This is a genomic window from Pseudogulbenkiania sp. AW2-16, from assembly GCF_056824575.1.
The window spans coordinates 2,650,037-2,671,382 of the sequence record NZ_CP157668.1 but is presented as its reverse complement, the minus strand read 5'-3'; the positions used below and the strand labels follow the sequence as shown (position 1 = coordinate 2,671,382).

The window sequence follows — 21,346 nt, the reverse complement described above, 5'->3', positions numbered from 1 at the left end:
TTTTTACGGGCGCCTGAGGGTGCCCGTTTTTTATGGTATTTGCTACTATTAGCCTTTGAACCCACCGACGCAGCAGAAGCATGTCCATCACGCTCAAAACCCCGGAAGACATCGAAAAAATGCGCATCGCTGGCCGCCTGGCCTCCGAAGTGCTCGACTACATCACCCCTTACATCAAACCCGGCGTAACCACCGAAGAGCTGGACAAGCTCTGCCATGATTACATGGTCAACGTGCAAGGCACCATTCCGGCCCCGCTGAACTACGCACCGGATGGCCACAACCCCTATCCCAAGTCGGTGTGCACCTCGGTCAACCATGTCATCTGCCATGGCATCCCCAACGACAAGCCGCTCAAGAATGGGGACATGCTCAATATCGACGTCACCGTGATCAAGGATGGCTATCACGGCGACACCAGCCGTATGTTCTATGTCGGTGAAGTCAGCCCGCATGCGCGCCGCCTCGCCAAGGTCACCTACGAATGCATGTGGCTAGGCATCGACAAGGTCAAACCGGGCGCCAAGCTGGGCGACATCGGCTACGTCATCCAGCGCCACGCCGAAGCCGCCGGCTACAGCGTGGTACAGGAATTCTGCGGCCACGGCATTGGCAAGAAATTCCACGAAGAACCGCAGGTGCTCCACTACGGACGCCCCGGCACCGGCCTGGAGCTGAAGGCCGGCATGATCTTCACCATCGAGCCGATGATCAACCAGGGCAAGCGCCATCTGCGCCTGCTGGGCGACGGTTGGACCGTCGTCACCAAGGACCGCAGCCTGTCGGCCCAGTGGGAGCACACCATTCTGGTGACCGAGACCGGCTACGAGGTGCTCACCCAGTCGGACGGCACGCCGCCCAAGCCGGTATTCAAGTAAGCCCGGGCCGCCGCCTGGGTGACATACAACGGGTGCCGATCCGCAAAAACAAAGCCTCCGGGGATTGACCACGGAGGTTTTGTTTTTCCTGCCTGTCAAATCTTCGGGCGACTTGCTTCCAGCCGGACGCGTTCAATCACGCAACTCGCGCCCGGTCAGGCGTAGGAACACGTCCTCCAGATTGGCCGGCCGCAGCACGTAGCGCAAACCACTCTCGCCCAGCGCCGCCAGTAGCGTCTCCATGCCCTGCCCATAGAAAAAGGCCGTTTCGCCGCTGAGCTCCATCCGCACGCCATCCGCCGATGTCTGCACTGGCCCAGTCGATGGCGCCATCGCCAAACACCTCGACCACATCGGCCTCGATCAGCGACTGAATCAGCTCGCGCGGCGAGCCTTCCGCCATCAGCCGCCCGTGGTCCATCACCGACAAACGCGTCGCCAGGCGCTCGGCCTCTTCCATGAAGTGCGTCGTCAGCACCAGGGTCTTGCCCGCCCGCGTCAGTTGCCGCAGCCGGTCCCAGATCAGATGGCGCGCCTGGGGATCGAGACCGGTGGTGGGCTCGTCGAGAAAGATGATATCGGGATCGTTGACCAGAGCACGGGCCAGCGTCAGGCGGCGCTTCATGCCGCCGGACAGCTCCCCTACCTTGGCTTCGGCACGACCGGCCAGGCCGGCGAAGTCGAGCAGGTAGGGCACGCGCTCGCGTAGATCGGCGGGACGCAGGCCGAAATAGCGCCCCCAGACCAGCAGGTTTTCGGCCACGGTGAAGTCCGGGTCGAGGTTGTCGAACTGCGGCACGACACCGACCCGGCTGCGCGCTTCCCGCGCCCGTGCCGGTATGGGTTCGCCGCACAGCATGATCTCGCCGGCATCGGGCAATACCAGACCAAGCGCCAGTTTCATGGTCGTGGTCTTGCCGGCACCGTTGGGGCCGAGCAGGCCGTAGCACTCGCCGCGCCGCACCTCGAAACTGATGCCGTCCACCGCATTACGCTCGCCGTAGCGTTTGACCAGCCCGCTCACCCTGAGCATGTCATCCCCCTGTTGCCGGCAACTTTTTCCTACACTAGAAACGCTTCGGCCAACCCGCAAGGTTGGCCGAAGACAGACTCGTTACCAGCAGCGCTGGATCCATTTTCCGAGCGGCACCAGCTTGCCGTGGAAGAAGTGCCCGGTACCCGGGAACACCGTCACCGGCAGCCCCTGCGGCACTGGCCCAGTCGAGCACCGCCGACAGCGGGATCACCTCGTCCTCTTCGCCATGCACCACCAGCGTGTTGGCCGGCACTTCGGGGGTCGGAATGGCGTACTTACCGACCGCCACCCCCATCAACAGCAGCTGATCCGCCTCGATGCGTTCGCGTACGCTGGCAGCGACGAAACCGCCGAAGGAGAAGCCCGCCAGCGCCAGCGACAGGTCACCCTGCTCGGCTCGCGCATGCTCGACCACGGCGATAACGTCATCCACTTCGCCCGTACCGTAATCGTGCACGCCCTCGCTGTTGCCCACCCCGCGCAGATTCGGGCAGTAGCAGGCGTAACCGAGCTGGGACAGCGCCTTCGCCGTGGTCTGCACCACCTTGTTGGTATTGGTGCCGCCCTGGGTGGGATTGGGATGGCAGATCACCGCGATGCCACGCGTCTCCCCGTGAGCGGCGATGTAGATGGTTTCGAGCGATCCGACCGGACCGCGGATGGAAATGACGGGAGGAACCTTCAGCATCAGATTTTCAGCCTTTCCACCACCTGGCCCTGCACCAGGTGACTGTCGATGATCTCGTCGAGATCGTCCTTGTCGACGAAGGTGTACCAGGTCTCCTGCGGATACACCACCATCACCGGACCGTCGTCGCAACGACCGAGGCACCCGGCCTTGTTCACGCGCACCTGCCCCTCTCCGGCCAGGCCCAGCGCCTTGACGCGGTCCTTCATGTAGCCCAGCAATGCCGGCGTACCGAAGTCGGCGCAACAGCCCTCGCCCTCGGCACGCTGGTTGCAGCAGATGAACACGTGCTTGTCGTAATAACTCATGTCTCTCTCGTCTCGATAAAGGTTGGCCGAAGACCACGCTTCGGCCAACCTTGATGGATCAGGAATCGTTGTCTGCCCAGCCGGTGGCACCGACGGAGGCGGCATTGTCGAACTTGGCGTAATGGCCGATGAAGGCCAGCCGCACCGCACCGGTCGGGCCGTTACGATGCTTGCCGATGATGGCTTCGGCCAAGCCCTTCTGGTCCGAGTCCGGGTTGTAGTACTCGTCGCGGTACATGAAGATGATCAAGTCGGCATCCTGCTCGATGGCACCGGATTCACGCAGGTCGGACATCATTGGCCGCTTGTTGGGACGTTGCTCCACCGCACGCGACAACTGCGACAGCGCGATCACCGGCACCTGCAGCTCCTTGGCCAGCCCCTTCAGGCCACGCGAAATCTCACCCAGCTCGGCGGTACGGTTGTCGCCGCGACCCGAGCCGGACATCAGCTGCAAATAGTCGATCACGATCAGGCCCAGCTTGCCACCGTGCTGACGCGCCAGGCGACGTGCGCGCGCGCGCAACTCCAGCGCGGTCAACGCCGCCGTCTCGTCGATGTACATCGGTGCATCTGACAACTTGCCGATGGCGTAGGTCAGCTTCTGCCAGTCATCGTCGCCCAGCTTGCCGGTGCGCAGTATGTGCTGGTCGAGTCGCCCCACCGAACCCAGCATACGCATCACCAGCTGCGAGCCGCCCATTTCCATCGAGAACACTGCCACCGGCAGATGCTGCTCCACCGCCACGTGCTCGGCGATGTTCATCGAGAAGGCGGTCTTGCCCATCGACGGACGACCGGCGACGATGATCAGGTCGCCGGGCTGCAGGCCGGAGGTCTTGGCGTCCAGATCAATGAAGCCCGTCGGCACGCCAGTCACCTCGTCCGGGTTCTCGCGGCTGTACAACATGTCGATACGCTCGACCACTTCCTTCAGCAGGTTCGGCATCTCGAGGAAGCCCTGCTTCGACTTGGCGGTCGATTCGGCGATGTGGAACACCTTGCCCTCGGCCTCGTCCAGCAGCTGGGCGGCGTCGCGCCCCATCGGCGCGTAGGCCGCCTCGGCAATCTCCGTACCAACCTGCGCCAGCTGGCGCATGATCGAGCGCTCTCGCACGATCTCAGCGTAGCGGCGGATGTTGGCGGCGGACGGCGTGTTCTGCGCCAGCGTGGCGAGATAGGCCAACCCGCCTACCGCCCCGCTCTCGCCCGACTTGTCGAGGCTTTCCAGCACCGTCACCACATCGGCCGGCCGCGAGTGTTCGACCAGTTTGGCAATATGCTTGTAGATCAGCCGGTGGTCGTGACGGTAGAAATCCGCTTCGCCCACCACGTCCGCGATCTTGTCCCAGGCGCTGTTATCGAGCAACAGACCACCCAGCACCGATTGTTCGGCCTCGATGGACTGGGGCGGGGTGCGCACCGCAGCGGTGGCACTGTCAAAGTATTCAGTCGAGTCGGTCATGTACAACATCAAGTAAGACGACACCGCTTGAAAAGAGTGTCGTGGGGTGGGGTTCTGTCCTGTCTGGCACCAGACGAACCGCGATTCTAACAGTTTTCGCCGGCAACGAAGCCGGATGACCAGGCCCACTGGAAGTTGTAGCCGCCGAGCCAGCCGGTCACATCCACCACCTCGCCAATGAAGAACAACCCCGGCACATCCTTGGCCATCATGGTCTTGGACGACAGGTCGCGCGTACTGACGCCGCCACGCGTCACCTCCGCCTTCTTGTAACCCTGGCTGCCGTTGGGGCAAACGCGCCAGTGGTGCAGCGTTTCCGCCAGCTGGCGACGGCGCTTGCCGGGCAGATCCTTCACACGCCCGCCAAAGCCCACGCCGTCCAGCCAGGCCTGGGCAAAGCGCTTCGGCCAACCGGCATCGGCCAGGGCATTCGCCAGCAGCTGGTCGCTTCCCTCACGCTCAGCCAGGAACGCCTCGGCGTCGAGTTCCGGCAGCAGATCGAGCACCAGCTCCTGACCCGGCGTCCAATAGGATGATGCCTGCAGGATGGCCGGCCCGGACAAGCCTTTGTGGGTGAACAATACGTTCTCCCGGAAGCGCGTCTTGCCACAGCCCGCCACCGCATCGAGCGAAACGCCGGCCAGCGGCGCAAAGCGTGCGGCATCGTCGGCATGAAAGGTCAGCGGCACCAGCGCCGGCACCCTCGGCGTCAGTGCCGGGCCGAACTGTTCGGCCAATTGGTAGCCGAAACCGGTCGCCCCAATCTGCGGAATCGACAGCCCGCCCGTCGCCACAACCAGCGAAGCCGACTCGAACACCCCGGCCGAGCTCTGCACCCGGAAGCGGTCCGAACGCTCCACCGCGCCCACCGTCACCCCCATGCGACGATCGACCCCGGCCTCGCGGCACAGGCCGTCCAGCATGTCTATAATTTGCTGGCTGGACTCGTCACAGAACAATTGGCCCAGCGTTTTCTCGTGGTAGCCGATGCCATGCCGCTCCACCAGGCGGATGAAATCCTGGGCGCTGAATTGTGACAGGGCCGAGCGGCAGAAGTGCGGATTCTCCGAGAGATAGCACTCGGGCCGGGCCTGGAGGTTGGTGAAGTTGCACCGCCCGCCGCCGGAAATACGGATTTTCTCCGCCAGCTTGGCCGCATGATCGAGCAACAGCACCGAACGGCCCCGCTGCCCGGCGGTAGCCGCACACATCAGCCCGGCGGCGCCGGCCCCGATGATGATTACGTCAAAATACGCCATGAAACCCTTTACTCTACCTTTTTAGTCGGCTATTGGCCGGCCCCGGCAATTCCAGTAAACTTGCCGCCATCATCGTGTCGGCCCGGAGCCGACATTCACCCCCACTTAGGAGATCAAGATGGAACACAAACTGCCGGAACTCCCGTACGCGCTGGACGCCCTCGCTCCGTACATTTCCAAGGAAACCCTGGAATACCACTACGGCAAACACCATCAGACCTACGTCACCAACCTGAACAACCTGATCAAGGGCACCGAGTTCGAGAACGCCAGCCTGGAAGAAATCGTCAAGAAATCGACCGGCGGCCTGTTCAACAATGCGGCTCAAGTCTGGAACCACACCTTCTACTGGTTCGGCCTGGCTCCGAATGCCGGTGGCGAGCCGACCGGCGCCCTGGCTGACGCCATCAACGCCAAGTGGGGCTCGTTCGACGAGTTCAAGAAAGCCTTCAACGCCGTCGCTGCCGGCACCTTCGGCTCCGGCTGGGCACTGGCTGGTGAAGAGCCCGGATGGCTCGCTCGACCTGGTCTCCACCAGCAACGCCGCCACCCCGCTGACCACCGACAAAAAAGCGCTGCTGACCTGTGACGTATGGGAGCACGCCTACTACATCGACTACCGCAACAGCCGCCCGAACTACCTGGAAAGCTTCTGGAAGCTGGTGAACTGGAACTTCGTGGCACAGAACTTCGCCGCCTGATTCATTACAGGATCGCCACAAAGGGCCTCAGGGCCCTTTTTTCATGCCCATCGAAACAACAAAACAAAACCGGCGCAACTCCGTTGCGCCGGCTTATCCAACTATAACCGCCTCAACGGGCCGTTACTCGGCCGGCTGCTGGCTCAGCGTCACCTTGTACTTCTCGCGCAAGGCCTCCAGGTAGCTCGCCACCTGGGCATTCGCATTCATTTCACCGATCAGGCCGCTCAACTGGCTGCGCTCGGCCTGGCTAGGTGCCGGAGCGGGAATCACCTTGTCGACACGATACACCACGTAGTTGCCGCCATCCTGCTTGACGCCGGCAAACGCCGGTAGCTTGGTCGCGCTAGCCGCGAACACCGCCCGCACCTCGGGCAACGACAGCGCACCGAAGGAACGCCGTGACACCGTCTGGGCGGGCTCCCACGGCTGGCTGTCGATGTTCTTGCCCGCCTTCAGCTCGGTCAACAAGGCATCACCACGCTTCTCCGCCAGCTTGGCCCCCTCGCGCCGTACCAGCTCGGCCTTGATCACGTTCTGCACTTCCGCCAGCGTCTGCTGACGCTCTGGCTGGTGCTCGGCCACCCGCACCACCACCAGGGTGTTCTTGCCGAGGTCGACCGGCTCGCTGTTATGCTTGCCCTTGAGGACATCGTCGCTGAAAGCGGCTTCCAGCAACTTGGGGTTGTTCAGCACTGGGGTGCTGGCCGGCTTGCCGCGCACCAGCCAATCGGAATGCTGTGGGCTCAGCTTCAACTGATCACTGATCGCCTTGAGCGAATCGGCCTGCTGATAAGCCAACTCCCCCAGTTTCTCGGACGCGGCACGGAACTGTGCGGCCGCCTTCTGGCGTTTAAGACGCAGCTCGACCTCACCCTTGACCGCGGCAAAGACCGGCTGCTTGACCTCTTCCAGCTTCAGGATATGGAAACCGAACTCCGTCTCCACCACTTCACTGATCTGGCCCGGTTGCATGCGGAATGCAACGTCCTCGAACGGCTTCACCATCGCACCACGGCCGAAGAAGCCCAGATCCCCGCCGTTGGCGGCCGAGCCCGGATCCTGCGAGCGGGTCTTGGCCAACTCGGCGAACTTGGCCGGGTTGGCGCGCACCTCCTTCAGCAAGGCTTCAGCGGCGCTGCGCACCTTGGCCTTCTGCTCCGCCGTTGCCTTCGGCGGCACCGTCAGCAGAATATGCGATACGCGCCGCTCTTCGCTGCCGAAGTCAGCCTTATGTTCGTTGTAGTAGCTTTCGACTTCTTGATCGGTCACCGCCTGAGCCGCTGCCAGCGCATCCTGCGACAACACCACGTAATCCAGCTTGACCGCCTCAGGGGTGCGGAAGCGCTTCAGACTCGCGTCGTAAAACGCCTTCAAGGCGGCGTCATCGGTCTTGACCTCGGCGGCAAACGCCTCCGGCTTGAGCACCAGCGCCCGCACCTCGCGGCTTTCGCCCAAGACCCCCGCCATGCGATCGACCACGGCACGAGGCACAATCTGGCTACCCAACAGGCTGGTCAGCTGACCTTGCAGCAGGATGTCTCGCTTGACCAGTTCCTCGAAGGCCACCGACGACTGATAGCGCCCGGCCAGGAACTGCTTGTAGCGCTCGGCGCTGAAAGCCCCGTTTTCCTGCAAGGCAGGTATCGAGGCGATCGCCTTGCGCAGCTGGGCATCAGAAACGGTCAGGCCCGCCGCATGCGCATCGGCCAGCAGCAGTTGTTGGCGGATCAGGTTCTCCAGCACGGCCTGGCGGGTGGCAGCATCGGCCGGCTGGCCTTCCAGGGCACGGTCCAGATCCTGTTTGTGTATCTTCACATTCCCCACCTTGGCCAGATAGGGCTCATCCACTGCCGTGGTATAGCTACCCACACCAAAACCGACAAAGGTCAGCGCAATAGCGCCAAGAATGACTTTGATGACAAATTTATTGTTCTGGACAAACTCGAACATGGTGCGAAAGGCGGATGCCACCTCGGTAAAAAAAAGGTGAACGGAAGTGTCGTTCACCTTTTTTGTCTGTTCTGGCGGAGCGGACGGGACTCGAACCCGCGACCCCCGGCGTGACAGGCCGGTATTCTAACCAACTGAACTACCGCTCCGAACTTTGGTGGGTGATGACGGAGTCGAACCGCCGACATTCTGCTTGTAAGGCAGACGCTCTACCAACTGAGCTAATCACCCCTTGAAACCTTGTCTTTACGACAAGGTTTCAAATTATAGCGCGTCCTTCAGGGCTTTGCCAGCACGGAACTTCGGCGAACGGGCAGCCGGAATCGTGATGGAGTCGCCGGTCTTCGGGTTACGGCCAGTGCGCTCAGCACGCTCACCAACATAGAAGGTGCCGAAACCAACCAGCGTAACGGTATCACCTTGTTTCAGCGCGCCAGTCACGGCGGCAATCATGCCGTCCAGAGCCTTGCTAGCAGCAGCCTTGGGAATATCAGCCTCAGCGGCGATAGCATCGATCAACTCAGACTTGTTCACGTAAGTCCCCTTTCGTCGTTCTTCGGTCTACGTAATTCGGATAAAAACCGTTTGCTTTATAACAAGCCCGAAATCCTTGTGTCAAGCGGCTTTCGGAGCATTCTGCCACTTTGGCGACGGCACTGGAAGCCCAGACGGCAAGGCATTTCGAGCATTTATACAAACGACTGCGTTATCAGTGTTTTACCACAGCCGGCACCACGGCACTTTCGACCCCTGCTGCCAGCGGCTCGGCCACCTCGGTCTCGGCAAGAGGCTCCGGCATCCGCTCCAGAGCCAGTGCCAGGACCTCATCAATCCACTTCACCGGATGGATTTCCAGCTTCTGCTTGATATTGGCGGGAATCTCGGCCAAGTCCTTGACGTTGCCCTTCGGGATGAGCACATGCTTGATCCCGCCGCGGTGAGCCGCGAGCAGCTTTTCCTTCAGGCCGCCAATCGGCAATACCTCGCCGCGCAGGGTGATTTCGCCCGTCATGGCCACATCGGCACGCACCGGGATACCCGTCAGCACCGATACCATCGCCGTCGTCATGGCAATGCCGGCACTCGGGCCATCTTTCGGGGTCGCCCCTTCCGGCACGTGGATGTGCATGTCCTGCTTTTCATAAAAATCAGGCCGAATGCCAATGGCGCGCGCGCGGCTGCGCACCACGCTCATGGCAGCCGTGATCGACTCCTGCATCACCTCACCCAACTGGCCGGTGCGGATGATATTGCCCTTGCCCGGCAGCGCTACCGCCTCGACAGTCAGCAGCTCGCCGCCCACCTCGGTCCAGGCCAAACCCGTCACTTGGCCGACACGGTTTTCTTCCTCGGCGATGCCGTAATCGAAGCGGCGTACCCCCAGGTACTTCTCCAGCGTCTTGGCGCTGACCGTTACCCGTCCGGCTTTTTCCTTCAGAGACTGCGCCATCACGACCTTGCGGCAGATCTTGGCGATCTCCCGATCCAGGCTGCGCACACCGGCCTCGCGCGTGTAGTAGCGCACGATATCGCGCACCGCCGACTCCTGGATCACTGCCTCCTCGTCCTTCACGCCGTTGGCCTTCATCTGCTTCGGCACCAGGTACTTCAGCGCGATGTTGACCTTCTCGTCCTCGGTGTATCCGGACAGGCGAATAATCTCCATACGGTCGAGCAGTGCCGGCGGAATGTTCAACGAGTTGGCCGTGGCCACGAACATCACATCGGACAGGTCATACTCGACTTCGGCGTAGTGGTCGACGAAAGAATGGTTCTGTTCCGGGTCCAGCACCTCGAGCAGGGCCGAGGACGGGTCGCCACGGAAATCCGCGCCCAACTTATCGACTTCGTCGAGCAGGAAGAGCGGATTGCGCACCCCTACCTTGGTCATGTTCTGCAGCACCTTACCCGGCATGGAGCCGATGTAGGTTCGGCGGTGGCCGCGAATTTCGGACTCGTCACGCACACCGCCCAAGGCCATTCGCACAAACTTACGGTTGGTGGCCCTTGCAATGGACTGCCCCAGCGAGGTCTTGCCAACCCCCGGAGCTCCGACCAGGCACAGGATCGGTGCTTTCAGCTTGTCGACGCGCTGCTGCACCGACAAGTACTCGAGGATGCGCTCCTTGACCTTCTCCAGGCCGAAATGGTCTTCATCCAATACCACCTCGGCGTTGGCCACATCCTTGTTGATCTTGGTCTTCTTCTTCCACGGCAGATCGAGCAATATTTCGATGTAGTTGCGCACCACAGTGGCTTCCGCCGACATCGGCGACATCATTTTCAGCTTCTTGAGTTCAGAGGTTGCCTTCTCGCGAGCCTCCTTGCTCATACCGGCAGCCTTGATCTTTTTCTCAAGCTCATCAAGGTCGCTGGCCTCGTCCATTTCGCCCAGTTCTTTCTGGATGGCCTTGACCTGCTCGTTGAGGTAGTACTCGCGCTGGCTCTTTTCCATCTGGCGTTTGACGCGGCCGCGGATGCGCTTTTCCACCTGCAGGATGTCGATCTCGCCTTCCAGCTGCGACAGCAGATGCTCGAGGCGTTCTTTGACTTCGAACATCTCCAGCACTTCCTGCTTTTGCTCCAGCTTGAGCGGCAGGTGGGCCACGATGGTGTCGGCCATGCGCCCGGCTCGCTCGATACCGGCGAGCGAGGTCAGGATTTCCGGCGGAATCTTCTTGTTCAGCTTGACGTACTGCTCGAACTGGGCGAACAGCGCGCGTCGCATCGCCTCGGTCTCGGTGGAGTCTTCTCCATCGCTGGTCAATGGGGTGACCTTACCGACAAAACAATCACCTTCATCCTGCACTTGCTGGATAATGGCGCGCTGTCGGCCTTCAACCAGCACTTTGACGGTGCCGTCGGGCAGCTTGAGCATTTGCAAGACGGTAGCAATCGTCCCGACACCGTACAGATCGCCGGCTTCCGGCTCGTCCTTGGACGCCGAGCGCTGAGCTACCAGGAGGATTTGCTTGCCCTCGTCCATGGCATTCTCAAGGGCGGAAATGGACTTGGCCCGCCCGACAAACAGCGGGATCACCATGTGGGGGAAGACGACAACGTCCCTCAAGGGCAACAGTGGAAGCGTGGTCTCTTCTCTGAGTTCTGCGGATTGCGGCATATCACCTGACCTTGCTTACATGAATCGATGCTAGGGAAATGGGGGATGAGCGGCGAAATATCAACGCCCATACTAAAACAGTTTTATCGCACCAGAAATAAAAAACCGCCCAACAGGGCGGTTTTCATGGGGAGCGGAACCGGCTCAGGCCGATTGCACCTCGTCGTCCTTGTCCTGGTAAATGAACAACGGCTTGTCACCCTTCTCGATGACTTTCTCGTCGACCACCACTCTGGAAACGTTATCCATCGAAGGCAGCTCGTACATGGTATCGAGCAGCGCACGCTCAAGAATGGAACGCAAGCCACGTGCACCAGTCTTACGCACCAAGGCCTGCTTGGCAATCACGCGCAGGGCCGACGGACGAATCTCGAGCTCCACCCCCTCCAGCGAGAACAGGCGCTGGTACTGCTTGACCAGTGCATTCTTAGGCTGGGTCAGGATGGTCACCAGCGCTTCTTCATCAAGTTCTTCGAGAGTAGCAACCACCGGCAGACGGCCGATCAGTTCTGGAATCAGCCCAAACTTGATCAGATCACCCGGCTCCACGTCCTTGAACAGCACCGAGATGCTCTTGCTCTCGTCCTTGGAGGAGACCTCGGCGCCAAAGCCAATGCCGCCCTTTTCCGAGCGACGGCGGATGATTTTTTCCAGCCCGTCGAAGGCACCACCGCAGATGAACAGGATGTTGGTCGTATCGACCTGGATGAACTCCTGATTCGGATGCTTGCGACCGCCCTGCGGGGGAATAGAAGCCACCGTGCCCTCGATCAGCTTGAGCAGTGCCTGCTGTACGCCTTCGCCGGATACGTCGCGCGTGATCGACGGGTTTTCCGACTTGCGCGAGATCTTGTCGATCTCGTCGATGTAGACAATGCCGCGCTGGGCCTTCTCCACGTCGTAATCGCACTTCTGCAGCAACTTTTGAATGATGTGCTCGACATCCTCCCCCACGTAACCGGCTTCGGTCAGGGTGGTGGCATCGGCGATCACGAACGGCACATCCAGCAGGCGCGCCAGCGATTGCGCCAGCAGGGTCTTGCCGGAACCGGTCGGGCCGATCAACAGGATGTTGCTCTTGGCGAGCTCGACATCGTCCTTGTCGGTCGGGGTGTAGAGACGCTTGTAGTGGTTGTACACCGCCACCGATAGCGTCTTCTTGGCGATATCCTGACCGATGATGTACTGATCCAGATCGGAGCGGATTTCTTGCGGGGTCGGCAACGGCTGGCCTTCACCCTCGGCCGCCTCGATGCCAACGCCTTTTTCCAATTCTTCTCGAATGATGTCGTTGCACAACTCGACACATTCGTTGCAGATGAATACCTGAGGTCCAGCAATCAGCCGCTGCACCTCATGCTGACTCTTGCCGCAAAAAGAGCAGTAGAGCAGTTTTTCGTTGCTGTTTTTATCAGCCATTGTCAATGTCCGTACCGATTAGGCCTGCGCGTCCCGGCGGGACTGCAGCATCTTGTCGATCAAGCCGTAAGCCAGCGCTTCTTCGGACGACATGAAGTTGTCACGGTCGGTATCACGCTCGATTTCCTCGATGCTGCGGCCGGTATGCAACGCCAGCAACTCGTTCAGGCGGCGCTTCATGTAGAGGATGTTCTTGGCGTGAATCTCAAAGTCGGACGCCTGTCCCTGGAACCCGCCCAGCGGCTGGTGAATCATGATGCGCGAGTTCGGGAGTGCAAAACGCTTGCCCTTGGCACCGGCGGACAGCAGGAATGCCCCCATGCTGGCAGCCTGGCCGATACACAGGGTGGACACGTCCGGCTTGATGAAGTTCATGGTGTCGAAAATCGACATGCCGGCCGACACCGAGCCGCCCGGCGAGTTGATGTAGAAATAGATATCCTTGTCCGGATTTTCCGACTCAAGGAACAACATCTGGGCCACCACCAGATTGGCCGACTCATCCGTGACGGGCCCAACCAGGAACACGATACGTTCCTTCAAGAGCCGCGAGTAGATGTCGTAAGCGCGCTCGCCACGACCGCTCTGCTCGACCACCATGGGAACCAGGCCCAGCGCTTGGGTATCCATCATTGAAATCATCGACCGCTCCGGTAGTTGGTTATCAGGCGTTGTTACCCATCAGGGCATCAAACGACATTTCTTTTTCTACTACATTGGCCTTGCCGAGCACAAATTCAACCACGTTATCTTCCAGCACCATGGAGGTCGGGCCTTCGATACGTTCCGGGCTGGCGTAGTACCACTGCACCACTTCTTCCGGATGCTCGTAGCTTTCGGCGAATTCTTCGATCATGGCCTTGATCTGTTCCGGCTTGGCTTCCAGCTTGTTCTCGGCCACGACTTCGGCCAGGATCAGGCCCAGAGCCACGCGGCGCTCGGCCTGCTGCTGGAACAGTTCCGGCGGGAACGGCATATCCTTGACCTTCAGACCACGCGACTCCATGTCACGGCGAGCCTGCTCGATCAGACGGCCGACTTCCAGCTGCACCAGCGCCTTCGGCAGTTCGATCTCGGTAACGTCGAGCAGAGCCTGCATCACGTTCTCCTTGATGCTGGCCTGCAGGCGGCGCTTCACTTCGCGCTCGACGTTCTTCTTGATCTCGGCGCGCATCTTTTCGATGTCGCCGTCGGCGATGCCCAGCAGCTTGGCGAACTCTTCGTTCACTTCCGGCAGCGTGGCAGCGGCGACGTTCTTCACGGTGATCTCGAACACGGCGGTTTTACCGGCCACGTCCTTGCCGTGGTAGTCTTCCGGGAACACGACGGTGATGTTCTTGACTTCATCTTCCTTCATGCCGGTAACGCCGGCTTCGAAGTCGGCCAGCATCTGGCCCTGGCCCAGCACGAACGGGAAGTTCTCGGCGGAACCGCCGTCGAACAGCACGCCGTCGATGCTACCCTTGAAGTCGATGATGACGCGATCGCCCGTGGCGGCTTCGCGCTCGACACGCTCGTAGCGGGTACGCTGCTTGCGCAGGATATCAATCGTTTTATCGATTTCGGCCTCGGTCACGACGACAACCGGCTTCTCGACTTCCTTGCCAACCAGTTCGCCCACCTTGACTTCCGGGTATACTTCGAAAGAAGCGGCGAACTTGAAGCTGTCCTTGTCGCCTTCATTGGCAACCGGCTCAAAACGCGGATAGCCGGCAACGCGCAGCTTCTGCTCGCTGACTGCCTTGTAGAAACCTTGCTGAACCTGCTCACCCAGCACTTCTTCGCGCACTTGGGCGCCGTAATTCATTTCGACGATCTTGAGCGGTGCCTTGCCCGGACGGAAGCCCTGGATCTTGGCTTTGCGCGCCATGTTCTTGAGTCGCTCGGTCACCTGGGCGTCGATAGCAGCCATCGGCAACGCGATGTTCATGCGACGCTCGAGGTTGCTCAACGTTTCCAACTGTGCTTGCATGTCCAATCCTTAAACTGTGTTCGAGTTTAAACCTGATGCAGGGAAAGGCGACGTTACGTCGGTTGCTGGTGCGAGGGAAGAGACTCGAACTCTCACGCCTTGCGGCGCTGGAACCTAAATCCAGTGCGTCTACCAATTCCGCCACCCTCGCAATTGGGTGCGTGACCGCGCTTGCGTAATTTCCCGGCCGGTCAGCCAAGGCGCAAGAATACATCAAGCCCCCTACCCGGGCAAGACACCTTGCGCCGGGCTGCCGCATCGCGGAAACTTAATGGCAGGTGGATAAGTCTACCCACCACTCGCACCAAATACTTTCGATCTCTGGGAGAGAAGCATGCACCCGAACCTTCAGTCCGGCTATCAGACCTTGACGCTTGATGGCTCACGCCACAAGGTTCTTCGCAATACCTATGCCCTGCTGGCGCTATCGATGATCCCGACCGTGATGGGAGCCCTGATCGGCACCAACATGAGCTTTGCCTTCCTGGCAGGCAGCCCCATCATCGGCATGCTCGCCATCATGGCGGTGTTTTACGGTCTGACCTTCGCCATCCAGGCCAACCGCAACAACGGCCTCGGCGTCGTGCTGATGTTGGGCTTTACCTTCCTCATGGGCGTTTTGCTGGGCCCCTTGCTGCAGTTCGCCCTGCGCTTCGCCAACGGCGGCCAGCTGATCCTGGTGGCGGGCGGCGCGACCGCCGCCGTGTTCTTCGTGATGGCGGCGATTGCCACCACCACCAAGCGCGACCTGTCCGGCATGGGCAATTTCCTGACCGTGGGCGCCATCGTGCTGATGGTCGCCATCGTTGCCAACATGTTCCTGCAACTACCCGGCATGACACTCGCCATTGCGGCGGCCATTGCCCTGTTCAGCTCGCTGATGATCCTGTGGGAAGTGAAGAACGTGGTGGATGGCGGCGAAACCAGCTACATTTCCGCGGCACTGGGCATCTACATCAGCATCTACAACCTGTTCACCAGCCTGCTGCGGCTACTGCTGGCCTTCAGCGGCGAACGCGACTAACCGCACCGGTCGAGTACTTCAGCAAAACACCCGCTTCTGGCGGGTGTTTTTTTATTCTTCCACGGCCACGCCCAGTACCCGCCTCACTCCGTTCAGGAACCGGGCAACGAGCACGGCCACCATTCCGGCCACCACCCCGGACCATCGTGGAGCTTGACCCCTTCGGAGACCGCAACACCAGGAATGGCCACGAGACGGCCATCCGGCAAAAACAGCAACGGCCACTGCGCCCGCAAGGCGGGAGGGATTCCGGCTTCCTGCAGCAGGGTTTTCACTGGCTTTCGGCCAACCTGCTGAGCAAGCCGCTCGCCTCCGGCCCGGACCCGCAGTTCGAACCCGCCCTGCAAACAAAGGGGATCGAGACCTCCCGATCGAAGCACAAACCCAAGCTCGCCCGACCAACCGGGCGGAACCACTCTGGCACCCAGGACACCCGCGACTAGGCGGGTCGTTTGCGGAGCCATCGCAACGGCAAGCGGCCACAGCTCCCCCCGGTAACGGAAGATTCGTCCCTGAGGCAAGAGCAGCTCGGGGTTTCTGTCCGGAGCCGCATGCAGTACTTGATGCCGAAATTGCTCCAGCGCTTCCGGCGCCGCCACACCCAGACCGAGCCGCTCCAGCCAGTATTGCAACATGTTGCGCTGACGCGGCGGGCTGAGACTGGACAAGGGTTGTACGAGCAGACGTCCAGCGTCGCGGCAGCGCTGCAAATCCTGCTCAGCCTGCTCATCGAGAACGACTGATGCATCCGCCATCAAGACGGCCGCGCGCTGCAAATGCTGCCGATAATAGGGAATGGCGGACTCGATAAGAGGTAGGATGTCGTGGCGCAGCAAATTGCGGCGCCAGCGGGTGTCGACGTTGCTTTCGTCCTCGACCCAGACCAGTCGGCGCCAACGCGCATACGCTTCGATTTCGGCACGAGAGATGGCGAGCAAGGGCCGCCACAGCCAGCGGCCGGCATGTCGGCGCAGTGTCGGCATCGCCGCCACGCCCTTCGGCCCGGCGCCGCGCAGCAATTGCAGCAGCACGGTTTCGGCCTGGTCGTCCTGATGATGGGCCAACACCACTGCGTTGGCCGAAGACTCGCCATAAGCCCTGTAACGATGCTGTCGCGCCACGGCCTCGAGACTCTCGCCGCCGGCCACCTCGACCTTCACCGCTTCCGACCGCAATGGCACGCTCCACTCCAGGCAGAGCTGGCGACAATGCTCCGCCCAGGCATCCGCCTGCGGGCTGAGCCCGTGATGGACATGTACAGCCGCCAGCTTCAGCCCCCGCTCCGGACGCAGGCGCACCAGCAGGTCCAGCAGCACCACCGAATCGATGCCGCCACTTAGCCCCACCTCAAAAGCACATTGGCCGGACAATTCGTCCGGCCAATGTGCGATGAGGCGATCAATCAGGTCAGGCAGCGTCTTCCTTGAAGCGCCCATAACTCATCAACCGGTCAAAACGGGTTTTCAGCAATTCTTCCAGCGGCTTGGCCGTCAGATCGCGCAACTGCTCTTGCAGCATACGCTTCATCGAGCCCATCATCTGCGCGTGATCGCGGTGTGCCCCGCCGATCGGCTCGTTGAGCACGCGATCGACCAAGCCCAGCGTCTTCAGGCGGGTTGCCGTAATACCCAGCGCTTCGGCGGCATCGGAGGCGCGTTCGGCCGTCTTCCACAGAATCGAAGCACACCCTTCCGGCGAAATGACCGAATAGGTGGAGTATTGCAGCATGTTGACGTAATCGCCGACGGCAATCGCCAAGGCCCCGCCGGAGCCACCCTCACCGATCACGGTGCAGATCACCGGCACTTTCAGGCGAGCCATTTCATACAGGTTACGCCCGATTGCTTCGGACTGGCCACGCTCTTCTGCACCGATACCGGGGTACGCACCCGGGGTATCGACGAAAGTGATCACCGGCAGACTGAATTTTTCTGCCAATTTCATCAACTTCAAGGCCTTGCGATAGCCCTCGGGGCGAGGCATGCCGAAATTGCGGTAGATCTTTTCCTTGGTGTCACGCCCCTTCTGATGACCGATCACGACGACGGACTGGCCATTGAAGCGCGCGATGCCACCAACGATGGCGGGATCGTCGGCAAACGAACGATCACCGTGTAACTCGTCGAAGTCCGCAAACAGCGCCTTGATGTAGTCGAGGGTATAGGGGCGCTGCGGGTGGCGTGCCACCTGAGAAATCTGCCACGGAGTCAGCTTGCCATAGAGCGTCTTGGTCAGCTCCTGGCTCTTTTTCTGCAAGCGCGAAATCTCTTCGGAAATGTCCAGCACTGAGTCATCCTGGACAAAGCGCAGTTCTTCAATTTTGTTTTCCAGCTCGGCAATCGGCTGCTCAAAATCGAGAAAGGTCTGCTTCATTACTATAACCGTCCGATAAAGCGAATCGGCAGATAATACATGAGGTGCAAAGAGTGCGTCACGCCCCTGTCGGACAAAATGCCTTGAGCATGAAGAATGATGCGGGACGTTTTAAACAAGGGCGTGAAAATTTCACCCACCCCTCTTGCATGACAGAAACCACTGTGCTTTAATTCGCCTCCTCGCTGTTGAGCCCAGCAAATACAGCGAGCGGGGGCGTTTAGCTCAGTTGGTAGAGCGTCTGCCTTACAAGCAGAATGTCGGCGGTTCGACTCCGTCAACGCCCACCAAGTTTGTGTGGAGTGGTAGTTCAGTTGGTTAGAATACCGGCCTGTCACGCCGGGGGTCGCGGGTTCGAGTCCCGTCCACTCCGCCAACAATACAAGCAGTACCCAAAATTTGGGCGTTTAGCTCAGTTGGTAGAGCGTCTGCCTTACAAGCAGAATGTCGGCGGTTCGACTCCGTCAACGCCCACCAAGTTTGTGTGGAGTGGTAGTTCAGTTGGTTAGAATACCGGCCTGTCACGCCGGGGGTCGCGGGTTCGAGTCCCGTCCACTCCGCCAACAATACAAGCAGTATCCCAATTCGGGCGGTTAGTCTCAGTTGGTAGAGCACTGCCTTCACACGGCAGGGGTCGCTGGTTCGAGTCCAGTACCGCCCACCAGTTTGCTGGAGTGGTAGTTCAGTTGGTTAGAATACCGGCCTGTCACGCCGGGGGTCGCGGGTTCGAGTCCCGTCCACTCCGCCAACAATACAAGCAGTACCCAAAATTTGGGCGTTTAGCTCAGTTGGTAGAGCGTCTGCCTTACAAGCAGAATGTCGGCGGTTCGACTCCGTCAACGCCCACCAAGTTTGTGTGGAGTGGTAGTTCAGTTGGTTAGAATACCGGCCTGTCACGCCGGGGGTCGCGGGTTCGAGTCCCGTCCACTCCGCCAACAATACAAGCAGTATCCCAATTCGGGCGGTTAGTCTCAGTTGGTAGAGCACTGCCTTCACACGGCAGGGGTCGCTGGTTCGAGTCCAGTACCGCCCACCAGTTTGCTGGAGTGGTAGTTCAGTTGGTTAGAATACCGGCCTGTCACGCCGGGGGTCGCGGGTTCGAGTCCCGTCCACTCCGCCAACAATACAAGCAGTACCCAAAATTTGGGCGTTTAGCTCAGTTGGTAGAGCGTCTGCCTTACAAGCAGAATGTCGGCGGTTCGACTCCGTCAACGCCCACCAAGTTTGTGTGGAGTGGTAGTTCAGTTGGTTAGAATACCGGCCTGTCACGCCGGGGGTCGCGGGTTCGAGTCCCGTCCACTCCGCCAACAATAAAAAAAGCAGCCCGAAGGCTGCTTTTTTTGTTTTCCAGGCACTTTCAACCTCTGGCTGGGCGATCAAACTGATCCCCAGCCCCTCCGGGGCTTACTTCTTGGTAAAGAAAGCCTTCGCCAACAATACCAGAACCAGAGCAAAGAACACTCCGGTCCAGAACGGCATCGACATGCCGAGGAAAGTCCAGTCGATCGAGGCACACTCGCCACTGCCCTTGAGCACCTTGGACAGTACATTGCTCATCGGCATGGTTTCCAGCATGTAATCCAGGCCGGGACCGCAGGACGGGACCTGGTCGGGCGGCAGGTGTTGCAGCCAGACGTGGCGCACCGATACAGCCCCCCGGCCAGCGCCGCGATGGCCGCGAGGCCAGCCCAGAGCCGCCCACCGAGCTGGCCAGGGTTATGGATTGCCGCCAGCAGGGCAATGGCGCCCACGGCCATCACGCCGACACGCTGGAAGATACAGAGCGGGCATGGCTGCAGACCCCAGACATGCTGAGCGTACAAGGCAAAACCGATGGCCGCGGCGCAAGCCAGCGCGATCAGAAGAAAAATGCTTCGGCGACTATTCAGTCCCATTCCATACCCTTTACATAAAAAGAAACACAAACGCTATCGGAACTGTCGACCTGGTCAAAGTTCCAGAAATTCACCGATCGCCTGCTTTTGATTGAGCACGTCCTTGTAGCCCAAGGCGATCAGTTCACGGCAATACTCGGGTTCGAACAACAAATAGCTGGCCAGCACGCTACCGCGCTTGCGCGTGGCCCCAGCCCCTTGCATGACGAAACGCATCACCCGGGGGAATCGCCCGCTATGACGATAGGCAATTTCCTCCAGAGAGCGACTGGGGTTCAGCACAAACGCCTCGACCCGGCGCAGCGGGGTCTGCTCGGCCAGTTCGGGATAGGCCTGCAACAGGGAAACGGTATGGTTGATACGGAGCAGACGCTCCATGTCGGATGACAAGCTATCGAGAAAGACGCTATCCAGCAGATGCCCGAAAATCTGTGCCGGCGACGGAGCGGCTCCTCCTCCACCCTGCCGGCGTTCGGCTTGAGCGACGTCGCGGCCCCCGACCCCGACTATGAACAGCTTCTCTGCCCCCATGTGTAGCGCGGGTGACAACGGCGCCATCTGCCTGACGGCGCCATCGCAGTAGTAACGGTTGCCGACCTGGGCCGAGGGAAAGATCAAGGGGATAGCCGAGGTGGCCATCAGGTGATCGACGCCAAGTGTCTCACGCACGCCGGCGCGCCGGTAGCGCGACCAGGGCTGGATGCTGTCGTCCCCCTGGAAAAAGGTTTCCGACATGCCCGAGCTGTAGCAGGAAGCGGTCAGCGCCACCGCACGCAACGCGCCGGCACGAATGGATTGCTCGATCCCTTCGAATTGCATGACGCTGGAGAGCAGTTCGCGCAGGGCGGAGTTGTCGAGAAAACTGCGCGGATTGGTCCAGATACGCCCGCCGCTCAACACCGAGACGCCAAAATGCAGGAAGGTCTTGAGGAAGTAGGCCAGACTCGGGTCGTAGATGTATTCGATGTGCACCTGCTTCCAGACCTGCGCCAGGTAGCCGGCGGCACGGCGGAAATCGGTGGCACCGGCGGCCATGGCCACGGCATTCACGGCACCGGCGGACGTGCCGGAAATAATCGGAAAAGGATTGCGGGAAGGATCCGGCAGCAGTTTGGACAGGGCCAGCATGGCTCCGGCCTGATAGGCAGCACGCGCCCCGCCTCCCGACAGGATCAGCGCTACAGTGGATTTGCCCGACATGGCGGCACCTCTTCAGGATGCTTCAAATAAGGAGTCTCGCCTTCACCATCCATC

The 21,346-nt window shown here is 60.5% G+C and carries 15 protein-coding genes, 15 tRNA genes and 3 pseudogenes; 15 read left to right on the top strand and 18 right to left on the bottom strand.

Annotated elements, in window-relative coordinates:
• Positions 1-80: 80 nt before the first annotated feature.
• Positions 81-878: a type I methionyl aminopeptidase gene (gene map / locus ABKF58_RS13060; RefSeq protein WP_294863749.1), complete on the top strand. Its 798-nt coding sequence runs from the start codon at positions 81-83 to the stop codon at positions 876-878.
• 136 nt (positions 879-1,014) lie between these two features.
• Here map and ABKF58_RS13055 read toward each other — a convergent pair whose 3' ends face one another.
• The 5 genes and pseudogenes from ABKF58_RS13055 to ABKF58_RS13035 form a co-directional block, all read right to left on the bottom strand.
• Positions 1,015-1,911 carry an ATP-binding cassette domain-containing protein gene (locus ABKF58_RS13055; protein ID WP_482581114.1) on the bottom strand — a complete coding sequence of 299 codons (897 nt, stop codon included), beginning with the start codon at positions 1,909-1,911 and terminating at the stop codon, positions 1,015-1,017.
• Between the two features lie 81 nt (positions 1,912-1,992).
• Positions 1,993-2,602 (bottom strand): annotated as a pseudogene (locus ABKF58_RS13050) (alpha/beta hydrolase).
• Entirely contained in the window at positions 2,602-2,910 is a 309-nt protein-coding gene (locus ABKF58_RS13045) for a (2Fe-2S) ferredoxin domain-containing protein (protein WP_482581112.1), read from the bottom strand. The pseudogene ABKF58_RS13050 and the gene ABKF58_RS13045 overlap by 1 nt, the downstream one beginning before the upstream one ends.
• 58 nt (positions 2,911-2,968) lie before the next feature.
• A complete protein-coding gene (gene dnaB, locus ABKF58_RS13040) occupies positions 2,969-4,375 on the bottom strand; it encodes a replicative DNA helicase (protein WP_482581110.1) in 1,407 nt (468 codons plus the stop codon).
• Positions 4,376-4,461: 86 nt separating this feature from the next.
• Positions 4,462-5,634 carry a BaiN/RdsA family NAD(P)/FAD-dependent oxidoreductase gene (locus ABKF58_RS13035; RefSeq protein WP_482581108.1) on the bottom strand — a complete coding sequence of 391 codons (1,173 nt, stop codon included), beginning with the start codon at positions 5,632-5,634 and terminating at the stop codon, positions 4,462-4,464.
• A 118-nt stretch (positions 5,635-5,752) separates the two neighbouring features.
• Between ABKF58_RS13035 and sodB the strand changes: the two are divergent.
• Positions 5,753-6,335: pseudogene (sodB, locus tag ABKF58_RS13030) on the top strand (superoxide dismutase [Fe]).
• Between the two features lie 123 nt (positions 6,336-6,458).
• Here the strand turns inward: sodB and ABKF58_RS13025 are convergent.
• From ABKF58_RS13025 to ABKF58_RS12985, 9 genes are all read right to left on the bottom strand, one after another.
• On the bottom strand, positions 6,459-8,288 hold the full coding sequence (locus ABKF58_RS13025) for a SurA N-terminal domain-containing protein (RefSeq protein WP_482581106.1): 1,830 nt from the start codon (positions 8,286-8,288) through the stop codon (positions 6,459-6,461).
• A gap of 72 nt (positions 8,289-8,360) precedes the next feature.
• Positions 8,361-8,437, bottom strand: a tRNA-Asp gene (locus ABKF58_RS13020).
• Positions 8,438-8,443: 6 nt separating this feature from the next.
• A tRNA-Val gene (locus ABKF58_RS13015) sits at positions 8,444-8,519 on the bottom strand.
• Positions 8,520-8,552: 33 nt separating this feature from the next.
• Entirely contained in the window at positions 8,553-8,822 is a 270-nt protein-coding gene (locus tag ABKF58_RS13010) for an HU family DNA-binding protein (RefSeq protein WP_014087648.1), read from the bottom strand.
• 175 nt (positions 8,823-8,997) lie between these two features.
• Positions 8,998-11,409: an endopeptidase La gene (gene lon, locus ABKF58_RS13005; RefSeq protein WP_482581104.1), complete on the bottom strand. Its 2,412-nt coding sequence runs from the start codon at positions 11,407-11,409 to the stop codon at positions 8,998-9,000.
• A 144-nt stretch (positions 11,410-11,553) separates the two neighbouring features.
• A complete protein-coding gene (gene clpX / locus ABKF58_RS13000; RefSeq protein ID WP_008953610.1) occupies positions 11,554-12,828 on the bottom strand; it encodes an ATP-dependent Clp protease ATP-binding subunit ClpX in 1,275 nt (424 codons plus the stop codon).
• 18 nt (positions 12,829-12,846) lie between these two features.
• Positions 12,847-13,470 carry an ATP-dependent Clp endopeptidase proteolytic subunit ClpP gene (gene clpP / locus ABKF58_RS12995; RefSeq protein WP_008953609.1) on the bottom strand — a complete coding sequence of 208 codons (624 nt, stop codon included), beginning with the start codon at positions 13,468-13,470 and terminating at the stop codon, positions 12,847-12,849.
• 22 nt (positions 13,471-13,492) lie between these two features.
• Positions 13,493-14,800, bottom strand: coding sequence for a trigger factor (tig, locus tag ABKF58_RS12990; protein WP_294867957.1), 1,308 nt, complete (start codon positions 14,798-14,800; stop codon positions 13,493-13,495).
• Positions 14,801-14,866: 66 nt separating this feature from the next.
• Positions 14,867-14,951 (bottom strand) — tRNA-Leu (locus ABKF58_RS12985).
• A gap of 183 nt (positions 14,952-15,134) precedes the next feature.
• Between ABKF58_RS12985 and ABKF58_RS12980 the strand changes: the two genes are divergently transcribed.
• On the top strand, positions 15,135-15,824 hold the full coding sequence (locus ABKF58_RS12980) for a Bax inhibitor-1/YccA family protein (protein WP_014087651.1): 690 nt from the start codon (positions 15,135-15,137) through the stop codon (positions 15,822-15,824).
• 92 nt (positions 15,825-15,916) lie between these two features.
• Here the strand turns inward: ABKF58_RS12980 and tilS are convergent, their stop codons facing one another.
• Both tilS and ABKF58_RS12970 read right to left on the bottom strand, forming a co-directional pair.
• The gene (gene tilS, locus ABKF58_RS12975) at positions 15,917-17,260 is read right to left on the bottom strand and encodes a tRNA lysidine(34) synthetase TilS (protein ID WP_482581101.1); all 1,344 of its coding nucleotides are present in this window, start codon (positions 17,258-17,260) and stop codon (positions 15,917-15,919) included.
• Positions 17,232-18,197: an acetyl-CoA carboxylase carboxyltransferase subunit alpha gene (locus ABKF58_RS12970; protein WP_008953605.1), complete on the bottom strand. Its 966-nt coding sequence runs from the start codon at positions 18,195-18,197 to the stop codon at positions 17,232-17,234. The genes tilS and ABKF58_RS12970 overlap by 29 nt, the downstream gene beginning before the upstream one ends.
• 214 nt (positions 18,198-18,411) lie before the next feature.
• Between ABKF58_RS12970 and ABKF58_RS12965 the strand changes: the two genes are divergently transcribed.
• From ABKF58_RS12965 to ABKF58_RS12910, 12 genes are all read left to right on the top strand, one after another.
• Positions 18,412-18,487: transfer RNA gene (locus ABKF58_RS12965), tRNA-Val, on the top strand.
• Between the two features lie 9 nt (positions 18,488-18,496).
• Positions 18,497-18,573, top strand: a tRNA-Asp gene (locus tag ABKF58_RS12960).
• 25 nt (positions 18,574-18,598) lie between these two features.
• A tRNA-Val gene (locus ABKF58_RS12955) sits at positions 18,599-18,674 on the top strand.
• 9 nt (positions 18,675-18,683) lie between these two features.
• Positions 18,684-18,760 (top strand) — tRNA-Asp (locus ABKF58_RS12950).
• 24 nt (positions 18,761-18,784) lie between these two features.
• Positions 18,785-18,861, top strand: a tRNA-Val gene (locus ABKF58_RS12945).
• 7 nt (positions 18,862-18,868) lie between these two features.
• Positions 18,869-18,945, top strand: a tRNA-Asp gene (locus ABKF58_RS12940).
• A gap of 25 nt (positions 18,946-18,970) precedes the next feature.
• Positions 18,971-19,046, top strand: a tRNA-Val gene (locus tag ABKF58_RS12935).
• A gap of 9 nt (positions 19,047-19,055) precedes the next feature.
• Positions 19,056-19,132 (top strand) — tRNA-Asp (locus ABKF58_RS12930).
• A gap of 24 nt (positions 19,133-19,156) precedes the next feature.
• Positions 19,157-19,233: transfer RNA gene (locus ABKF58_RS12925), tRNA-Val, on the top strand.
• 7 nt (positions 19,234-19,240) lie between these two features.
• A tRNA-Asp gene (locus ABKF58_RS12920) sits at positions 19,241-19,317 on the top strand.
• Positions 19,318-19,342: 25 nt separating this feature from the next.
• Positions 19,343-19,418: transfer RNA gene (locus ABKF58_RS12915), tRNA-Val, on the top strand.
• 9 nt (positions 19,419-19,427) lie between these two features.
• Positions 19,428-19,504, top strand: a tRNA-Asp gene (locus ABKF58_RS12910).
• Between the two features lie 97 nt (positions 19,505-19,601).
• On the opposite strand, the pseudogene ABKF58_RS12905 reads toward ABKF58_RS12910, so the two are convergent.
• Positions 19,602-20,092, bottom strand: a pseudogene (locus tag ABKF58_RS12905) (disulfide bond formation protein B).
• A 54-nt stretch (positions 20,093-20,146) separates the two neighbouring features.
• A complete protein-coding gene (locus ABKF58_RS12900) occupies positions 20,147-21,292 on the bottom strand; it encodes a patatin-like phospholipase family protein (RefSeq protein ID WP_482581099.1) in 1,146 nt (381 codons plus the stop codon).
• Between the last annotated feature and the right edge of the window lie 54 nt (positions 21,293-21,346).